Annotated in this window: 14 protein-coding genes; 5 read left to right on the top strand and 9 right to left on the bottom strand. The window is 72.9% G+C overall.

The window, feature by feature from the left end; all coding sequences use genetic code 11:
• The first annotated feature begins 25 nt into the window (after window positions 1–25).
• Window positions 26–1,864, top strand: a complete 1,839-nt coding sequence (locus ACFC0G_RS25590) for an alkyl/aryl-sulfatase (protein WP_376407055.1) — start codon at window positions 26–28, stop codon at window positions 1,862–1,864.
• 37 nt (window positions 1,865–1,901) lie between these two features.
• Here the strand turns inward: ACFC0G_RS25590 and ACFC0G_RS25595 are convergent, their stop codons facing one another.
• Window positions 1,902–2,909, bottom strand: a complete 1,008-nt coding sequence (locus ACFC0G_RS25595; RefSeq protein WP_376407057.1) for a YdcF family protein — start codon at window positions 2,907–2,909, stop codon at window positions 1,902–1,904.
• 63 nt (window positions 2,910–2,972) lie between these two features.
• On the bottom strand, window positions 2,973–4,469 hold the full coding sequence (locus ACFC0G_RS25600) for a tetratricopeptide repeat protein (RefSeq protein WP_376407059.1): 1,497 nt from the start codon (window positions 4,467–4,469) through the stop codon (window positions 2,973–2,975).
• A gap of 237 nt (window positions 4,470–4,706) precedes the next feature.
• Between ACFC0G_RS25600 and ACFC0G_RS25605 the strand changes: the two genes are divergently transcribed.
• Together ACFC0G_RS25605 and ACFC0G_RS25610 are read left to right on the top strand one after the other, a co-directional pair.
• On the top strand, window positions 4,707–5,708 hold the full coding sequence (locus tag ACFC0G_RS25605; RefSeq protein ID WP_376407061.1) for an AsnC family transcriptional regulator: 1,002 nt from the start codon (window positions 4,707–4,709) through the stop codon (window positions 5,706–5,708).
• 57 nt (window positions 5,709–5,765) lie between these two features.
• Complete coding sequence (locus tag ACFC0G_RS25610) at window positions 5,766–6,059, top strand: DUF6191 domain-containing protein (RefSeq protein ID WP_376407063.1); 294 nt, start codon at window positions 5,766–5,768, stop codon at window positions 6,057–6,059.
• Between the two features lie 22 nt (window positions 6,060–6,081).
• Here ACFC0G_RS25610 and ACFC0G_RS25615 read toward each other — a convergent pair whose 3' ends face one another.
• Window positions 6,082–6,912, bottom strand: a complete 831-nt coding sequence (locus ACFC0G_RS25615; RefSeq protein ID WP_376407065.1) for a class I SAM-dependent methyltransferase — start codon at window positions 6,910–6,912, stop codon at window positions 6,082–6,084.
• Between the two features lie 62 nt (window positions 6,913–6,974).
• On the opposite strand from ACFC0G_RS25615, the gene ACFC0G_RS25620 reads away from it, so the two are divergent.
• On the top strand, window positions 6,975–8,843 hold the full coding sequence (locus tag ACFC0G_RS25620; protein ID WP_376407067.1) for a S9 family peptidase: 1,869 nt from the start codon (window positions 6,975–6,977) through the stop codon (window positions 8,841–8,843).
• 44 nt (window positions 8,844–8,887) lie between these two features.
• A complete protein-coding gene (locus tag ACFC0G_RS25625) occupies window positions 8,888–9,628 on the top strand; it encodes an SURF1 family protein (RefSeq protein ID WP_376407069.1) in 741 nt (246 codons plus the stop codon).
• 63 nt (window positions 9,629–9,691) lie between these two features.
• On the opposite strand, the gene ACFC0G_RS25630 is transcribed toward ACFC0G_RS25625, so the two are convergent.
• The 6 genes from ACFC0G_RS25630 to ACFC0G_RS25655 form a co-directional block, all read right to left on the bottom strand.
• Window positions 9,692–11,110, bottom strand: a complete 1,419-nt coding sequence (locus tag ACFC0G_RS25630) for a hypothetical protein (protein WP_376407071.1) — start codon at window positions 11,108–11,110, stop codon at window positions 9,692–9,694.
• Window positions 11,107–11,844 carry a SigE family RNA polymerase sigma factor gene (locus ACFC0G_RS25635; protein WP_376407073.1) on the bottom strand — a complete coding sequence of 246 codons (738 nt, stop codon included), beginning with the start codon at window positions 11,842–11,844 and terminating at the stop codon, window positions 11,107–11,109. Before ACFC0G_RS25635 ends, ACFC0G_RS25630 begins: the two co-directional genes overlap by 4 nt.
• Window positions 11,845–12,108: 264 nt before the next feature.
• The gene (locus ACFC0G_RS25640) at window positions 12,109–13,176 is read right to left on the bottom strand and encodes an aspartate-semialdehyde dehydrogenase (protein WP_376407075.1); all 1,068 of its coding nucleotides are present in this window, start codon (window positions 13,174–13,176) and stop codon (window positions 12,109–12,111) included.
• The gene (locus ACFC0G_RS25645; RefSeq protein WP_376407077.1) at window positions 13,173–14,444 is read right to left on the bottom strand and encodes an aspartate kinase; all 1,272 of its coding nucleotides are present in this window, start codon (window positions 14,442–14,444) and stop codon (window positions 13,173–13,175) included. The genes ACFC0G_RS25640 and ACFC0G_RS25645 overlap by 4 nt, the downstream gene beginning before the upstream one ends.
• Window positions 14,445–14,559: 115 nt before the next feature.
• Window positions 14,560–16,446, bottom strand: a complete 1,887-nt coding sequence (locus ACFC0G_RS25650) for a tetratricopeptide repeat protein (protein WP_376407079.1) — start codon at window positions 16,444–16,446, stop codon at window positions 14,560–14,562.
• Window positions 16,443–16,859 (bottom strand): hypothetical protein, encoded by a 417-nt coding sequence (locus ACFC0G_RS25655; RefSeq protein WP_376407081.1) that lies wholly within the window; start codon window positions 16,857–16,859, stop codon window positions 16,443–16,445. Before ACFC0G_RS25655 ends, ACFC0G_RS25650 begins: the two co-directional genes overlap by 4 nt.
• Between the last annotated feature and the right edge of the window lies 1 nt (window position 16,860).

Raw genomic sequence — 16,860 nt, forward strand, 5'->3', positions numbered from 1 at the left:
CCCCGCGGAACGGAGCACCCCGTACATGAGCGACACCCTGCCCTCCTTCGAGGACACCACCGACTTCGAGAACGCCGACCGGGGCTTCATCGGCTCCCTGGTCCCCGGCACGGTGACCGACGCCACCGGCCGGACCGTCTGGGACGGCGACGTCTACGACTTCCTCAAGGCGGACTGCCCCGACACCGCGCATCCCAGCCTCTGGCGCCAGGCCCAGCTCTGCTCCCGCCAGGGCCTGTACGAGGTCACCGAGGGCATCTACCAGGTGCGGGGGCTCGACCTGTCGAGCATGACGATCGTCGAGGGCGAGCGCGGGATCATCGTCATCGACCCGCTCATCTCCACGGAGACCGCCGCCGCCGCGCTCGCGCTCTACACGGAGCACCGCGGCGACCGGCCCGTCACCGGCATGATCTACACCCACTCGCACGGCGACCACTTCGGCGGCGCCCGCGGCATCCTGCCGCACGGCACCGAGGGCGGCGTGCCGATCATCGCCCCCGTCGGCTTCCTGGAGCACGCGGTCAGCGAGAACGTGTACGCGGGCAACGCGATGACCCGCCGCGCGGCCTACATGTACGGGGCGAACCTCCCCAAGGCCCCCGACGCCCAGATCACCGCCGGGCTCGGCCAGACCACCTCCCTCGGCACCATCAGCCTCATCCCGCCGACCGTGGACATCACGGACACCGGCCAGGAGGTGACGGTCGACGGCGTACGGATCGTCTTCCAGCTCACCCCGGGCACCGAGGCACCGGCCGAGATGAACTTCCTCTTCCCCGACCTCCGTGCCCTGTGCCTGGCCGAGAACGCCACGCACAACATGCACAACATCCTGACCCTGCGCGGGGCCGTCGTCCGCGACTCCCGCGTCTGGTCCGTCTACCTCGACGAGGCGATCGAGTACTTCCACGGGATGTACGACGTCGCCTTCGCCTCCCACCACTGGCCGACCTGGGGCCACGACAACGTGGTGCGGTTCCTGACCGAGCAGCGGGACCTCTACGCGTTCATGCACGACCAGACCGTGCGGCTGCTCAACGAGGGCCTCACCGGCCCGGAGATCGCCGAGCGGATCGAGCTGCCGCCCGCCCTGGCCACGTCCTGGCACGCGCGCGGCTACTACGGCTCGCTGAGCCACAACTCCAAGGCGATCTACCAGCGCTACCTGGGCTGGTTCGACGGCAACGTGGCCCACCTCTGGGAGCACCCGCCGGTCGAGACCGCGAAGCGGTACGTGGCGCTGGCCGGCGGGCCCGCCGAGATGCTCGTGAAGGCCCGCGAGTACGTCGACGCGGACGACCTGCGGTTCGCGGCGACGCTGCTCAACCACCTGGTCTTCGCCGAGCCCGGGAACGTCGAGGCGAAGGAGGCCCTGGCCGCGGTCTACGACCGGCTGGGGTACGGCGCCGAGAACGGCACCTGGCGCAACTTCTACCTCACCTCGGCGCTGGAGCTCCGCCAGGGCATCGTCAAGACGGATCTCGACACGTCCAACCCCGAGATGGCGATGGCCCTCACCGTCCCCATGCTCCTCGACTCGATCGCCGTACGGATCGACGGGCCGCGCGCCTGGCACGAGGAGCTGACCGTCGACCTGGTCCTGACGGACGGACCGACGGGCGCGGGGACGCGCCGCCGCCTCACCCTCCACAACGGCGCTCTCACGCACCGGGAGATCTCCGAGCCCCGCACCCCCGCCGGGCTCACGCTCACGCTGGCCAAGGTCCAGCTCCTCGGCCTGCTGGCGGGCAAGAGCGTCGAGGAGGTCGGGGTCGGCGTGGAGGGCGACCCGGCGCTGCTCACACGGCTCTTCTCGTACGTGACGACGCCCGACCCGCAGTTCCCGATCGTCACCCCGTGAGCCGTACGAGCTCCGCGAGCCGCGTCGGCCGCGACGGTCAGCGGACGAACCACGCCAGTACGCCGAGCAGGATCAGCGCCGCGCAGATCCCGAGGTTCACCACCTTGTACTGGAGGAAGACGGCGACGAACTCGCGCATGGTCGCCGACGGCCAGAAGTAGGCAGCGGTGGGCGAGCCGACGACCTGGCCGTCCACCCCGGCCTTCCGGGCCATCAGGGCGGCCCGGAAGGCGTGGAAGTTGTTGGTGACGATCACGCAGGCGGAGCCGGGGCTGTCCCGCTCCATCAGCTCCTTGCTGAAGAGCATGTTCTCCTCGGTCGTGCGCGAGCGGTCCTCGCGCACGACCGCCCCGGCCGGAAAGCCCCGCTCGACCAGGTAGTCGGCCATCGCGTGGGACTCGGGCAGCTCCTCGTCGGGGCCCTGGCCGCCCGAGGCGATGAGGACGGGTGTGTCCCCGCCGCGCGCGGCCAGCGTCTCGTACACCTGCCGGCCCCGGTCCAGCCGGCTCGCGAGGAGCGGCGGCACCCGGCGCCCGCCGACGAGGCCGGAGCCGAGGACCACCACGTAGTCGGCGTCGCGGCGGAGCCGCATGCGGCCGTACAGGAACGCGTAGCCGACGAAGCACAGGAACAGGAACGAGACGTAGCCGAGCACGAGCAGGGTCGTGACGGCGATCAGGCCCAGGGCCCGCGAGTGCGTGACGACCGCCGCCGCCATCAGGCCCATCACCCCGAACATGCCGAGGCCCGCGAGGAGCGAGAGCAGGTTCGCCGGGCGTCTGCCCTCCTTGCGGACCATCTTCACGCCGTTCACGCAGAGCAGGCCCGCGAGCACCACGGGGCCGAGGCCGAGCACGAGCAGCACGAGGATCATCGCGGTCTCGGAGACGCCGGGCGGGGCGGCGTCGATCTCCGCGAGGAGACCGATCCCGAGGAAGGTGACGGCCAGGCCGAGGTACACGGCGTTGCCGAAGCGGCGCCGGTCGCGCAGCACACCGGCCCCGCAGAGCAGCAGGAAGAAGGCGGCCACGACGAAGGCGAACATTCCGACATCGTAAACACCGCGACTGACAATCCGACTGACGAACCAGCGGTCTGTGGAGGAGGCCTACTCCTCGCTCGCCAGGGCGAACAGACCGAGCCGAGCGCCCTCTTCGTACGCGCGGCGCAGTTCCCGGTCGTCGAGCAGCCCCCGAAGAAGCGTTTCGCTGCGGTCGCGCGAGGTCGCGCAGTACTCCGCCGGGCGGCCCGTCCCCTCGGAGACCGAGGAGCGCAACAGGTCCGCCGCACCCAGGAGATGGGCGGCGGAGGTCATCCGGCCGACCATGACCCGCATCTGGGCGAGGAGTTCGGCCGCGCAGGCCGCCCCGACCATCGTGCCCATCGCCAGATGGGCGCGGAGCGCGCGCCGGGCGTGCTCGGCGGCCCGCTCCCGCTCCCCGTCCCAGGCGAGGAGTTCGGCCCGCGCGTGGTGCGCCCAGGCGTCGGCCCACAGGTCGCGCCCCGTCCAGGCCAGCCGTGCCGCCGTGTCGAGCACCGCCTGGTCCAGGGCCTCCTGCGCGGCCTCCGGATCGGTCCGGCTGAGGGTCAGGGCGAGGGAGACCCAGCACAGCTCCCGGGTCGGACCGAACTCCGGCTGCTCCTCGATGAGCACGAGCGCCTCCCGGAACTCGGCCGCCGCCTCCCGCGTACGCCCCTGGAAGAGGGCGGTCGCGCCGCGCAGATGGGCCAGCATCCCGAGGCACCGGCCGTCCCCGTCCCGTACGGCCGTCGCCCAGGCCTGGACGAGGAGCGGGTCGGCGTCCTCGGGGCGGCCCGACTCCAGCTCCAGATAGGCGGCGAGCCACAGGGCGCGGGCGGGCGGCGGGCCGGAGTGCAGGGCGAGGGCGTGCCGCAGCCGGGTCCGGCCCTCGGCGATCCGCCCGCAGGCCACCCACAGGAACCAGAGGGAGACCGCGATCTCGACGGACGTGCCGGCCTCGGCGCTCGGCGACAGCGGGGCGGTCGTCGGGTCCATCGCGGCGGCCAGGTCGGGGAGTTCCCGCAGGGCGAGGTCCCTGGCGTCGATCTGACGGCCGCTCTGCCACCAGTCGGCGGCCTGCCGGGCCAGCTTCACGCACCACCTCCGGTGGTGCAGGACGACGGCCCAGCGGTCGCCGCGTTCGGTGAGGCGGCGGGCGCCGACGGCGCGCATCGGGTGCGGCATCCAGTAGCGGGGCGCGCCGTCCTCGCCGTCGAACAGGTCGTCGACGGGGAGGAGCGCGAGGGGTGCGAGCCGGTCGAGGACCGCCTCGATCTCCGCCGCGGGCAGCGTGCCGGAGGCGCAGACCTCGCGGACGGCCTCCCAGCCGAAGGCGCCCTCGAAGACGGAGAGCCGTTCCCACAGGAGGCGTTCGGCGGGGCCGCACTGTGTGTAGCCCTGCTCGGCGGCGGTCAGCTGGTCGGCGCTGACCGGTTCGCCCCACAGGACCTCGGCCTCCGGCGTTTCCCCCGCCGGGCCCCTCCTGCCTGTCGTGCTCCTCGTCGTGCTCGCGCACCTCGTACTGTTCGTACTCCTCGTACTCCGTGCGTTCCTCGTATTCCGCGGGCTCTTCGGATTCCCCATGTGCCCCATGGATTCCATCCCCCGTACCACCCTGTCCCGTTCTGTCCCGACCTGGTTGTGTCCAATTCTGTGACTTATGCCAGCCTTAATGGCGAACAATCGCCGCTGCGGCTTGAATGCATATGCCCCAGTCCACATCCTGGGGCGCCCTGGCGCCCACACCCACGGTTTCCCAGGGATCGGCCAAGGAGGCATATGCAGACCGGGGAATCCGTCCTGGGAGAGGCGGATCTGTCATTGATCCACGCACTGCAGATCGCTCCGCGCGCCAGCTGGACCCAGCTCTCGGCCGTCCTGGGGTCGAGCCCCGACACGCTGGCCCGGCGCTGGGACCACCTCACCACCGGCGGCTGGGCCTGGAGCTCGCTGATCGTCGCCCGCGGCGGGGACGCCACGCTGTACGCCTGGATCGAGCTGGACTGTGTCGCGGCCGACACCGAGGCCACCGCGATCGCGCTCGCGGGCGACCCGTACACCCTCGGCGTCCACCACGTGACCGGCGACGCCGATCTGGTGCTGCTCGTCGTCTGCCCGGACCTCTACGCCCTCGACGCCTACCTCGCGGGCCGGGTGCGGCGCCTACGGGGAGTGCTCCGCACCCGCGCGCAGGTCGTCACCCGGCTGCACAACCGCCCGTACCGGTCGCGGATCGAGCAGCTCGCGCCGGGCCAGGTCCGGCTCCTCACGGAGATCACGGGCGGGGAGAAGCGGCCGCGCCCGGTCGGCCGGTCGCACCCGCCCCTCACGGACCTCGACAGGAAGCTGGTCGCGGAGCTCGCGGGGGACGCCCGCCGCAGCGCCGCCGAGCTGGCCCGGCAGTGCGACACGAGCGAGTCGACGGTACGGCGCAGGCTCGACGCCCTCATGGCGGCCGGCGCGCTGCACCACCACTGTCTGCCGGCCCCGAGGTTCTCCGGGCGCCCGGTGTGGGCGCTGGTCACGGCCGACGTACCGCCCCTTGAGGTGGCGTCGACGGTGGCGGCCCTGACCCGGCTGCGCCACACCCGGCTGGTCACCTCGGTGACGGGGCCGTACAACCTGGCCCTCGCGATGTGGCTCCGTACGGTCGAGGAGCTGCACGAGGTGACGGCGACGCTCGTGCGGGCCGCCCCGGCGCTGCGGATCACGGGCACCCAGGTCTCGCTGCGCACCCACAAGATCGGGACGCAGGTCCTCGGCCCGGACGGGCGGCGCACGCACCACATACGGCCCGACATCCGCCCCGACCCGGGCCTCTGAGGGTCCGGGGGCGGTCGGCCTGTTCCCCCGCGCGGGCCCGCGTGGTCTCATGGCGGTATGGAGTTCGCCGTGTTCGTGACGCTGCCCGGTCTGGTCATCCTCCTGACCGTCGTGGCCTTCGCCGACCAGCTGCTGCGCGCGACCGGGCGCGGCAAGCGCTCCGGCCAGATCTCCTCCACGGGCTTCGAGCAGCTGCACGCGACGTTCTCGCAGGGCAAGCAGAACGAGCTCAAGGAGCGGCAGAGCGCCCTGGTGATGCGCGACGACGAGGAGGACGGCGCCCCGCCGCACCACTCGACGGTGGATCTGAAGGGCGGGCGCGCCGTCATCAGGCTCGGCAAGCCGTCGTGAACCGCTCGGGCCGTACGGCGCCTCAGGCCGCGCGGGACGCCTTGATCGAGTACATCATCGGGATCCTCGGACGGTCCGCCGGGAAGCGGTAGTAGCCGTCCTCGTGCCGCTGGAGCGCGCCGTAGCGCGGGAACAGCGAGGCGTCGTGCTCGTGCAGGAACTCGATCCTGAGGCCGGCCCGCGCGATCGCCGTGACGACCTCGCCGACCGGGTGCACCCACTCCACGCTGCGGTTGTGGACGGTGTCGGCGTCGAGGTCGGTGTACGTGCCCGGGGAGGTGTCCACCCACGGGTCGCGCACGAAGTAGTCGTGCACGATCCGGCTGCCGGTCTCGTCGTCGAGCGAGTCGGTGAGCGGATGGAACTCGGCCACGTAGAGGAAGCCGCCCGGGGCGACGAGCGAGGCGGCGGTCTCCGCCCAGCGCTCGATGTCGGGCAGCCAGTTGAGCGCCCCGGTGCCGGTGTAGACGACGTCGTACGAGCTGTCCGGGACGGCCTCCGCGGCGTCGTACACATCGGCGGCGACGAAGGCGGCGCGGTCCTGCGAGAGCCCCAGGTCGGCGGCGAGCGAGCGGGCGGTGTCGACGGCCGGCTCGGAGAAGTCCAGGCCGACGACGTGCGCGGCGCCGTGCCGGGCCCAGGAGAGCGTGTCCAGGCCGATGTGGCACTGGAGGTGGAGCAGGGTGCGCCCGGTGACGTCGCCGACCTCCGCGAGCTCGAAGTCCCGCAGGGCGTCCTTGCCCGCGCGGAAGGCGTCGAGGTCGTAGAAGGAGCTGGCGGCGTGGATCGGGACCCGCTCGTCCCAGCGGGCGCGGTTGGCCTCGCGCCAGTCCTCGGGTGTCGGGGAGTACATGCCGGCGAGGTTATCCACAGGTTGCGGACGACGCGACCGGATTGTCTGCCGCTCGGAGCATGATGGGTGCCATGACTGAGAGCAAGGACTTCACCCAGACCTCGACGGAGGAGCAGACCTCGACGGGGACGCAGGCCTCGACAGGGGAGCAGGCCCCGGCGTGGGAGCGGCGGTTCCGCGCGCCGCGCGTCTCCCTGCCCGAGTGGGCCGAGGAGGCCCCGGACCGCTCGCTGTTCGTCTCCAACGCCACGGGGACGTACGAGCTGTACGCCTGGGACCGGGCGAGCGGTGAGCAGCGGCAGGTCACGGACCGGCCGAACGGCACGACGGACGGCACGCTCTCCCCGGACGGCGCGTGGATCTGGTGGTTCGCGGACACCGACGGGGACGAGTTCGGGGTGTGGATGCGCCAGCCGTTCGCGGGCGGCGCGGACGAGCCGGCCGTGCCCGGCCTCGACGCCTCCTATCCGGGCGGGCTCGCCATCGGCCGGGAGGGCACGCTGGTGATCGGCCGCTCCACGGACGAGGACGGGTCGACGGTCCATGTGGTCCGGCCGGGGGCCGACGCCCCGGTCGAGATCTACCGGCACCGGGAGTCGGCCGGGGTCGGCGACCTCTCGCACGACGGTGCGCTGATCGCGATCGAGCACACCGAGCACGGGGACGCGATGCACTCGGCGCTGCGCGTGCTGCGTGCCGCGGACGCGAGCGTGCTGGCCGAGCTCGACGACACCAAGGGCGGGACGGAGGAGCTCGGGCTCGCGGTCCTCGGCTTCGCGCCGGTGGCGGGCGACTCCCGGCTGCTCGTCGGGCACCAGCGGCGCGGCCGCTGGGAGCCGATGCTCTGGGACGTGGCGGCGGGCACCGAGACCGACCTGCGGCTCGACCTGCCGGGCGACGTGTCGGCGGAGTGGTATCCGGACGGCTCCGGCCTGCTGATCGTGCACAGCTTCGAGGCGCGCAGCGAGCTCTTCCGGTACGAGATCGCCACGCGCGCCCTGGCCCGGGTGGAGACGCCGGCCGGTTCGGTGTCGAGCGCGACGGCCCGGCCCGACGGCAGCGTCGAGTACCTGTGGTCCTCGGCCGCCGAGCCGCCGGTGGTGCGCTCCACGGACGGCGGGATCGTCCTCGACCCGCCCGGCCCGAAGGCGCCGCCGTCGGTGCCGGTGGAGGACGTGTGGGTGGACGGGCCGGGCGGCCGGGTCCACGCGCTCGTGCAGCGTCCGGCGGAGGGCGAGGGGCCCTTCCCCACGGTGTTCGAGGTGCACGGCGGCCCCGCCTGGCACGACAGCGACGCCTTCGCCTCGGGCCCGGCGGCCTGGGTGGACCACGGCTATGCGGTGGTGCGGGTCAACTACCGGGGCTCGACGGGATACGGCCGGGAGTGGACGGACGCGCTCAAGCACCGGGTCGGTCTGATCGAGCTGGAGGACGTCGAGGCGGTCCGCGCGTGGGCGGTGGCGAGCGGCCTCGCCGACCCGGAGCGCCTGGTCCTGTCCGGCGGTTCGTGGGGCGGCTACCTCACGCTGCTCGGTCTGGGCACGCGGCCGGACGCCTGGGCGGTCGGTCTCGCCGCGGTCCCGGTCGCGGACTACGTCACGGCGTACGAGGACGAGATGGAGGCCCTGAAGGCGCTGGACCGGACGCTGCTCGGCGGCTCGCCCGAGGAGGTGCCCGAGCGGTACGCGGCCTCGTCGCCGCTGACGTACGTGGACGCGGTGAAGGCCCCGGTGCACATCACGGCCGGCGTCAACGACCCGCGCTGCCCGATCCGGCAGATCGACAACTACGTGGACCGGCTGGCGGCCCGGGGCGCGGTCCACGACGTGTACCGGTACGACGCGGGCCACGGCTCGCTCGTGGTGGAGGAGCGGATCAAGCAGGTCGCCCTGGACCTGGCCTTCGCCGCGAAGCACCTGGGGACCCGCTAGGGGGTGCCGTCGGGGAGCCGGGCGCGCTTGCGTACCGTGGGGGTGTGTACCGGTTCCTGACAACGCCCCGCTGGTGGGGGATCAACGTCTTCGTCCTGCTGGCGATCCCGTTCTGCGTGTTCATGGGGACCTGGCAGCTGGGCAAGTTCGAGGATCGCGTCGACTCGCACCGGGAGGCCGAGCAGCGGCCCGCGGCGAGCTCGCTGAAGGCGGAGCCGCTGGCCACGCTCCTGCCGGTGGACCAGGAGACCTCGGGGCGGTCCGCCGAGGCGCGCGGCACGTTCGGGGAGCAGTTCCTCGTGCCGGAGCGCGATCTGGACGGCCGGACCGGTTCGTACGTCCTGACGCTGCTGAAGACGGACGGCGGCCGGTCGCTCCCGGTGGTCCGGGGCTGGCTCCCCGCGGGCGCGAAGGCCCCGGCTCCGCCCTCGGGCGAGGTCTCGGTGGTCGGTGCGCTCCAGGCCTCGGAGAACCCGGGGACGAAGGGCGTCCGCACGGCGGGCGGCCTGCCCGAGGGCCAGCTCGGCATGATCAGCGCCGCGGCCCTGGTGAACGTGGTCACCGACGACGTCTACGACGCCTGGATCACCCTCGCCGACTCCCCCGCCGGTCTCACGCCGGTCCCGGCGGCGGCCGCCGCGGGGACGAGCCTGGACGTGAAGGCCTTCCAGAACCTCGGCTACACGGCGGAGTGGTTCGTCTTCGCCGGCTTCGTGCTCTTCATGTGGTTCCGCCTCGTGCGCCGCGAGGCGGAGGCCTCCCGGGACGAGGCGCTGGGCCTGTAGAAGCACCCATGGGAAAGGGCCCTGGCGGACCGTAGATGTCCGCCAGGGCCCTTCTCCGTCGGCTCAGGGGCCGGCGAGGATGCCGGTGCGGTAGATCGTGCCCGCGCAGGCGTTCGGGACGGTCGCCACGGCGACGGGGCCGCCGGGCTCCGCGGTGTGGCTGACCGAGACGCTGCCGTCGGCCGGCCGGCCGTCCGCGCGGAGCAGCTGGGGCGCCGCGCCGCCCTCCGCGTCCGTGCCGGCTCCGGTGTCCCCGCCGGGGCCCGTCCCCGTACCCGTGTCGGGGTCCTTGGTGGTCGGGGGCGTCGTCGTCGGGGGCGTCGTCGTCGGCTCGGTCGGCGGCGCCGTCGTCGGAGTCGGCTCGGTCGGCGGCGCGGTCGGGGGCGCCGTCGTCGGAGTCGGCTCCGTCGTCGGGGTCCCCCCGGTCGTCGGGCAGGTCGAGCTCGGCATCCAGGCGAACCTGACCTCGTAGGAGCCCTGGGGCTTCAGGAGGAGCACGGGCGCCTCCTGCGCGGGATCGGGCAGCCCGCTGCCGTCCCCGGCGGTGTGCCGGACGACCGAGATCCGGCCGGGGTCGGCGGCGCCCCTGGCCTCGAAGCTGACGATGCCGCTGCCGTCCACGACGCAGCTCTTCCCGGAGACGTTGGCGACGCGGAACGTGCCGTACACGCTCCCCGAGCCGTCGGGTCCGCCCGTCTGGGTCGCGCTGACGCCGAGCTGGCCGGCCTCGCACTTCGGCGAGTCGCCGGGCACCGGGTCCTGCGAGACCTGCGGCCCCGTGGCGCTCCCGCCGGACCCCGGCTGCTGCGGCTTGCCCGTGGCGCCGTCGACGGCGCCCTGGCTGGGGGACACCGCGGTCGCCGGGGACGCGGAGGTCTTGCCGCCCTCGACGCCCGTCTCGGCCCCGGTGCCGCCCTGGGCGTCCTCGCCGTGGCCGGCGTTCACGGGGTTGGCGGCGGTGATCCCGCCCGAGTTCGCGACGTGCACGAAGGCGGGTACGGCCGTCCCGATGAGGACGGCGGCCGCGGCGGCGCCGACGACGGCCTGCCGCTTGCGGGCGCGCCGCGCGGGCACGGCACGGCGCAGGTGGTCCAGCGAGCCGGTGGTGGGCTCCAGGCCCGCCACCGCGCCATGGAGCAGCCGACGCAGCGCGAGCTCGTCACCGAGACCGCCCGCTTCCGGCCCGACCTCGTGACCGACCGCGGACTCCGGCTCGACACCGGCCTCGGACCCCGGCTCCGCATCCGGCTCGGAATCGGGCTCGGAATCGGGCTCGATGTTCAGCATCCGTCGTCCACTCAGGTCGTCACGTTCATCACGGGCGTCGCCCTCGGTACGGGCGTCACGCTCGGCACGGGCGGCATCGTCCTCGGCATGGGCGGCGTCGCGCTCGGCACGGGCGGCATCGTCCTCGGCACGGGCGGCGTCGCGTTCATCACCGGCGTCGCCCTCGGCACGGGGCTCGTCCTTCTCGTGGCTCATGCGTTCGCCTCCATCGCGACACGCAGCGCCGCGATGCCCCGCGACCCGTACGCCTTCACCGAACCCAGCGATATCCCGAGCGTCTCGGCGACCTGGGCCTCCGTCATGTCCGCGAAGTACCGCAGGACGAGCACCTCGCGCTGCCGCCGCTGGAGCCCCTTCATCGCCTTGATGAGGTCGTCGCGCTCCAGTTGGTCGTACGCCCCCTCCTCCGCGCTGGCCATGTCCGGCATCGGCTTGGACAGCAGCTTGAGGCCGAGGATGCGCCGGCGCAGCGCGGACCGCGAGAGGTTCACGACGGTCTGCCGCAGGTAGGCGAGCGTCTTCTCGGGTTCGCGCACCCGCTTGCGGGCCGAGTGGACGCGGATGAACGCCTCTTGGACGACGTCCTCGCAGGAGGCCGTGTCGTCGAGGAGGAGCGCCGCGAGGCCGAGCAGTGACCTGTAGTGGGCGCGGTAGGTCTCGGTCAGGTGGTCGACGGTGGTGCCGGCGGCCATGGCCCCTTCAGCGCTCGTGCGGGGGGACGGGATGCCGTCCACCGCTCTCATGCGGGATCCGGTGGGCACGGGGGCGATCACCGGCATCCCGCCGAGTCCGCCGGTGCCGCGCGGACGTCCGAACGGGCGGACCGCGGAGCCGCGTACGGGTATGACGGCGGCGCTCCGCACGGGGAGCACCGCTGTGCCCGCGCCGCGCAGCGGAGCGATGGTCGCGATGTCGAGTACCTCTGCCACGCCTGTTGGACACGCCTCCCCCCGCCAGGGTTGTACGCGTACGCCACCGAAATCGACGGTGACCCGTATGTCCTCATGCGTAACCGTTCTCCCCCGATGCCCCGCTTCCGCAGCGTGCTCCGCGCCACACGGTGGTGAGTGAACGCAGAGACGCGCCCCACCCAACTCGTGGTTGCAATGCGGGGGAAGAGCATCGTCGAACACGGCATCACCGCAGTTCAAGAGGTATCTGACGCCTTTTTGCTCACAGCACCTTCACAGATCCTACAAATCCGTGACAACCGATTCCGCGATCTGCAGCGCGTTCAGCGCGGCACCCTTGCGGAGGTTGTCGGCGCAGACGAAGAAGTCCAGCGCGCGCTCGTCGTCCATCGATCGCCGCACCCGTCCGACCCACGCGGGATCGGTGCCGACGACGTCGGCCGGGGTGGGGAAGTCGCCCGCCTCGGGATCGTCGTACAGCACGACCCCCGGCGACGTCGCCAGGACCTCGTGCGCCCGCCCGACGGTGACGGGGTGTTCGAAACGCGCATGGACGGAGACGGAGTGGCCGCTCACGACGGGCACGCGCAGACAGGTGGCGGCGATCCGCAGCCCGGGAAGGCCGAGGATCCTGCGGGTCTCGTCCCGGACGCGCTCCTCCTCCGAGGAGGCGCCGTCCTCGCCCGCCGTGCCCGACCAGGGCAGGACGTTGAGCGCGAGGGGGCCGGGGAAGGGGCCGTTGTTCTCGCCGACGGTCCGCCGTACGTCGCCGGGCTGCGTGCCCAGTTCGCCGGCGCCGGCCACCAGGCCCAGCTGCGCGCGGAGCGCGTCGACGCCCGCCTGCCCGGCACCGGCGCCGCTCGCCGCCTGCTGGGCGGTGACGACCAGTTCGGCGACGCCGAACTCGGCGTGCAGGGCGCCCACGGCGGCGATCAGCGCGAGCGTGGTGCAGCCGGGGCTCGCGACGATGCCCCGGGGGCGTACGCGCGCCGCGTGCGCATTGACCTCGGGGACGACGAGCGGCACGTCCGGGTCGCTACGGAAGGCCGCGGAGGTGTCCACGACGACCGCGCCCTTGGCGACGGCGACGGGCGCCCACCGGGCCGCGACCTCCTCGGGCACGAGGAAGAGCGCCAGGTCGACGCCGTCCAAGGACTCCTCGGAGTCCTCGTCGAGCGCGAGGACCTCGCACTCCTCCCCGCGGACGGAGGCCTTCCGGCCCGTCCGCCCCGGGGAGTCGAGCAGGCGTATCTCGCCCCAGACGTCCGCGTGGTGCGTGAGCATCTGGAGCATCACCGAGCCGACGGCTCCGGTCGCACCGACGACCGCGAGCGTCGGCTTCGACGTCATCGGCCGGTGCCTCCATAGACGACGGCCTCGTCCGAGTCGCTGTCCAGACCGAAGGCGGAGTGGACGGCGCGTACGGCCTCGTTGACGTCGTCGGCGCGGGTGACGACCGAGATGCGGATCTCGGAGGTCGAGATGAGCTCGATGTTCACGCCCGCGTCGGAGAGCGCCTTGAAGAAGTCCGCGGTGACGCCCGGGTTGGTCTTCATACCGGCGCCGACCAGGGAGATCTTGCCGATCTGGTCGTCGTAGCGCAGCGAGTCGAAGCCGATCGAGCCCTTCGCCTTCTCCAGGGCGTCGATGGCCTTGCGGCCCTCGGCCTTGGGGAGGGTGAAGGAGATGTCCGTCAGACCGGTGGAGGCGGCGGACACGTTCTGCACGATCATGTCGATGTTGATCTCGGCGTCCGCGACGGCTCGGAAGATGGCCGCGGCCTCGCCCGGCTTGTCCGGCACGCCGACGACGGTGATCTTCGCCTCGGAGGTGTCGTGGGCGACGCCCGAGATGATGGCCTGCTCCACCTTGCGGTCCCCTTGCGGCTCGTTGCTGACCCACGTGCCCTGCAGCCCCGAGAAGGACGAGCGGACGTGGATCGGGATGTTGTAGCGACGCGCGTACTCGACGCACCGGTGCAGCAGCACCTTGGAGCCGGAGGCGGCGAGCTCCAGCATGTCCTCGAAGGAGATCCAGTCGATCTTCTTCGCCTTCTTCACGACGCGCGGGTCGGCCGTGAACACACCGTCGACGTCGGTGTAGATCTCGCAGACCTCGGCGTCGAGCGCGGCGGCGAGCGCCACGGCCGTGGTGTCGGAACCGCCACGACCGAGCGTGGTGATGTCCTTCTTGTCCTGGCTGACACCCTGGAAGCCGGCGACGATGGCGATGTTGCCCTCGTCGAGGGCGGTACGGATCCGGCCCGGCGTGACATCGATGATGCGCGCTTTGTTGTGGACCGAGTCGGTGATGACACCCGCCTGGCTGCCCGTGAACGACTGGGCCTCGTGGCCCAGGTTTTTGATCGCCATGGCCAGCAGGGCCATGGAGATCCGCTCTCCGGCGGTCAGCAGCATGTCGAACTCACGTCCGGCAGGGATCGGGGATACCTGCTCGGCGAGATCGATCAACTCGTCCGTCGTGTCGCCCATCGCGGAAACCACGACGACCACCTGGTGGCCGTTCTTCTTGGCATCCACGATCCGCTTGGCGACGCGCTTGATGCCCTCGGCATCGGCAACGGAGGAGCCTCCGTACTTCTGCACGACAAGGCCCACGTGCGCTCCTCGCTCAGTGTGTGCCGCAGCCGGCGCTGCGATCGGCTCAGTCTAACGAGCGCCCCGGAAACGCCACCGTGATATCGGATGGTGAGACGCGCCGCTCAGAGAGTGATCACTCAGGCAGCTCCGCGAGACCGTTCGACACGAGGAGCGTGGAGGGGTGGTGCTCCCCGAGGACGCGTACGAGGACGGGCAGCAGCTCCCGGTACTCGGCCAGGGCCTCGTCGGCCGCCCCGTCGATCGCGCGCAGCCCGGCCAGGAGGACCCGCGCCTCCAGGGTCTCCACGCCGTCCTCGCCGAAGAGCGCCCCCAGCTCGGCCACCGCGTACGAGCACGTCGCGACGGCTTCGGAGGTCCGGTTCGCGGCCTCGTAGCTCCCGGCGAGTTCGACCAACGCCCCCAGCGTCTCCTGGTGGCCCGCGCCCACGACCCGGATCAGGTCCGCCACCAGGGCCTCCTGCCGAGCGATCGCCTCGTCGACCCGCCCTGCCCGGCGGTGAACCTGCGCGAGGAGCCTCCGCGCCAGGAGCGTGGCCCTGTCGTCGGCCCCGAGCACCTCGGTCATGGCCCCCTCCACCTCGGCCACCCGCTCGATCAGCTCTTCCCGGCTTCCCGCCCCGCCGGAGACCGTGAGCAGCGCGCCGTGCGCCGTCAGGGTGAACGGATGGTCCGGTCCGTACAGCCGCTCGCTACCGGCCACCGCCCGCTCGAACACGCCGAACGCCGCCTCGGGCAGCCCGCTGAGCACGAGATACGTGCCGACCGGGACCAACGCCCCGAGCAGCCCCTCGCCGTCGTACGCCGGATCGGCGTACCGCAGATACGCCTCGACGTGCGGCATCAGCCCGCGGTACGTCTCCCAGTTGGCCGGGTTCGGGACGTCCCGCGGCGCGGCGTCCCCGAGCGCCGTCTCGGCCGCCAGCCAGGCCTGTGCGATCAGCTCCGGCTCACGGTGCGGGTCCCTGGGGTCCGGCCGCCGCACCACCGCCTGCACCAGCCGGTGCACCGACACCGACCCGTCCTCGTGGAGCGTCACCATGCTGTGCGCGGCCAGCTCCCCCAGCGCCTGACGCGCGCCCGTCGGCAGGAGCAGCGCGGGGATCCGGTCGGGACCGAACCAGGCCAGCAGTCGCAGGAGCTCCCCGGCCCGCGGATCCGATGCGGCGAGCCGGTCGAGCGTGACGCGCAGGGTCCGGGCGACGGCCTCCTCCGCGTCCCCGGGCCGGTCACCGAGCTCCGCCAGGTAGGTACGCGGGGGCGTGGCCGTGCGGCCGCAGTACGCGGCGGCGATCTCGACGGCCAGCGGCAGCTGCCCGAGGGTCTCGCAGAGCAGCTCGGCGCCGGTGGTGTCGCGGGGGCCCGCGTGGGTGGCGACGCGGGTGAACAGCTCGACGGCGTCGGCGGCGGGCAGGACGGGCAGGGTGAGGACGCGCCCGATCCCGTACCAGGCGTCCGTCGTCCGGCTCGTGACGACGACCCGCCCCCGGCCGCCGGTCCTGGCCAACAGGCCCTCCACGTCCCCGGGATCGGTGACGTTGTCGAGGACGAGCAGCCAGCCGTCGTGCGCCGACAGCCACTGCAACGCCCGCTCGCGCAGGGCTTCCTGAGGGAGTACGTCGATCAGCGCGGGCTGCATCGCGGCGGCGAGGGCCGCGAGCCCGGCGTCCACGTCGGCGCGGCTCTCGGCGGTGATCCACCAGACGGGGTTGCGGCGGTCCGCCTGCCGGAGGGCCCAGCGGGCGGCGAGCGAGGACTTCCCGACGCCCCCGAGGCCGCAGACCACGACGGTCCCGGCCTCCCGGTCGAGCAGGTCGCCCTCCTCGCCGCGCCCGACGAAGTGGGCGGCCTTGCGGGGCACATGGACGAGTCCGGGCGGGCAGACCACCGGCCCGAGGGCCTCCGGCGGCAGCGCGGTCACCCGGTCGCCGGTGTGCACCCACCCGATGTCCCCACCGGCCGCGACGGCCCGCTCCCCGGACGCGGAGACGCCCTCGCTCACGCGTCGCCGGTCGACACGGACCCGATGTCGCCGCCTGCCGCGACCGACCGGTCACCGGAGGCGGTGACGGGGCCCGACACGGTGGGCCCGCCGCCGGCCGGCATGGCGGGCGGCGCGGCCGGCGCCTGCACCCCGTCACCGGTGACGACGGCCCCGACGCTCCCGCCGGCGGCGACCGACCGAGCACCGGAGGCCTCCACGGCGCCCTCTACGGGGGCCTGGCCCCTGTTCCCGAACTGCGCCCACAGGGACAGCCCGATGCCGACGAGGGCGAGCACCGCTCCGGCGACGCTGGCGATCTGGTCGGCCTTGCCGAGGTCGGCGACGGCGACGAGGAGGAGGGCGACGACACCGACTCCGGAGACGCCGACTCCGCTCCAGAGGAGGGCCTTTGACGGGGTGGTGGCAGCCATG

This window comes from Streptomyces sp. NPDC056169 (assembly GCF_042268445.1).
In the GTDB taxonomy this organism is placed as follows: domain Bacteria; phylum Actinomycetota; class Actinomycetes; order Streptomycetales; family Streptomycetaceae; genus Streptomyces.

Coding starts and splice junctions, on each gene's coding strand:
- ACFC0G_RS25590 (WP_376407055.1), top strand. CDS start 26: ATGAGCGACACCCTGCCCTCCTTCGAGGACACCACCGACTTCGAGAAC.
- ACFC0G_RS25595 (WP_376407057.1), bottom strand. CDS start 2,909: ATGTTCGCCTTCGTCGTGGCCGCCTTCTTCCTGCTGCTCTGCGGGGCC.
- ACFC0G_RS25600 (WP_376407059.1), bottom strand. CDS start 4,469: ATGGGGAATCCGAAGAGCCCGCGGAATACGAGGAACGCACGGAGTACG.
- ACFC0G_RS25610 (WP_376407063.1), top strand. CDS start 5,766: ATGGAGTTCGCCGTGTTCGTGACGCTGCCCGGTCTGGTCATCCTCCTG.
- ACFC0G_RS25615 (WP_376407065.1), bottom strand. CDS start 6,912: ATGTACTCCCCGACACCCGAGGACTGGCGCGAGGCCAACCGCGCCCGC.
- ACFC0G_RS25620 (WP_376407067.1), top strand. CDS start 6,975: ATGGGTGCCATGACTGAGAGCAAGGACTTCACCCAGACCTCGACGGAG.
- ACFC0G_RS25630 (WP_376407071.1), bottom strand. CDS start 11,110: ATGAGCCACGAGAAGGACGAGCCCCGTGCCGAGGGCGACGCCGGTGAT.
- ACFC0G_RS25640 (WP_376407075.1), bottom strand. CDS start 13,176: ATGACGTCGAAGCCGACGCTCGCGGTCGTCGGTGCGACCGGAGCCGTC.
- ACFC0G_RS25655 (WP_376407081.1), bottom strand. CDS start 16,859: ATGGCTGCCACCACCCCGTCAAAGGCCCTCCTCTGGAGCGGAGTCGGC.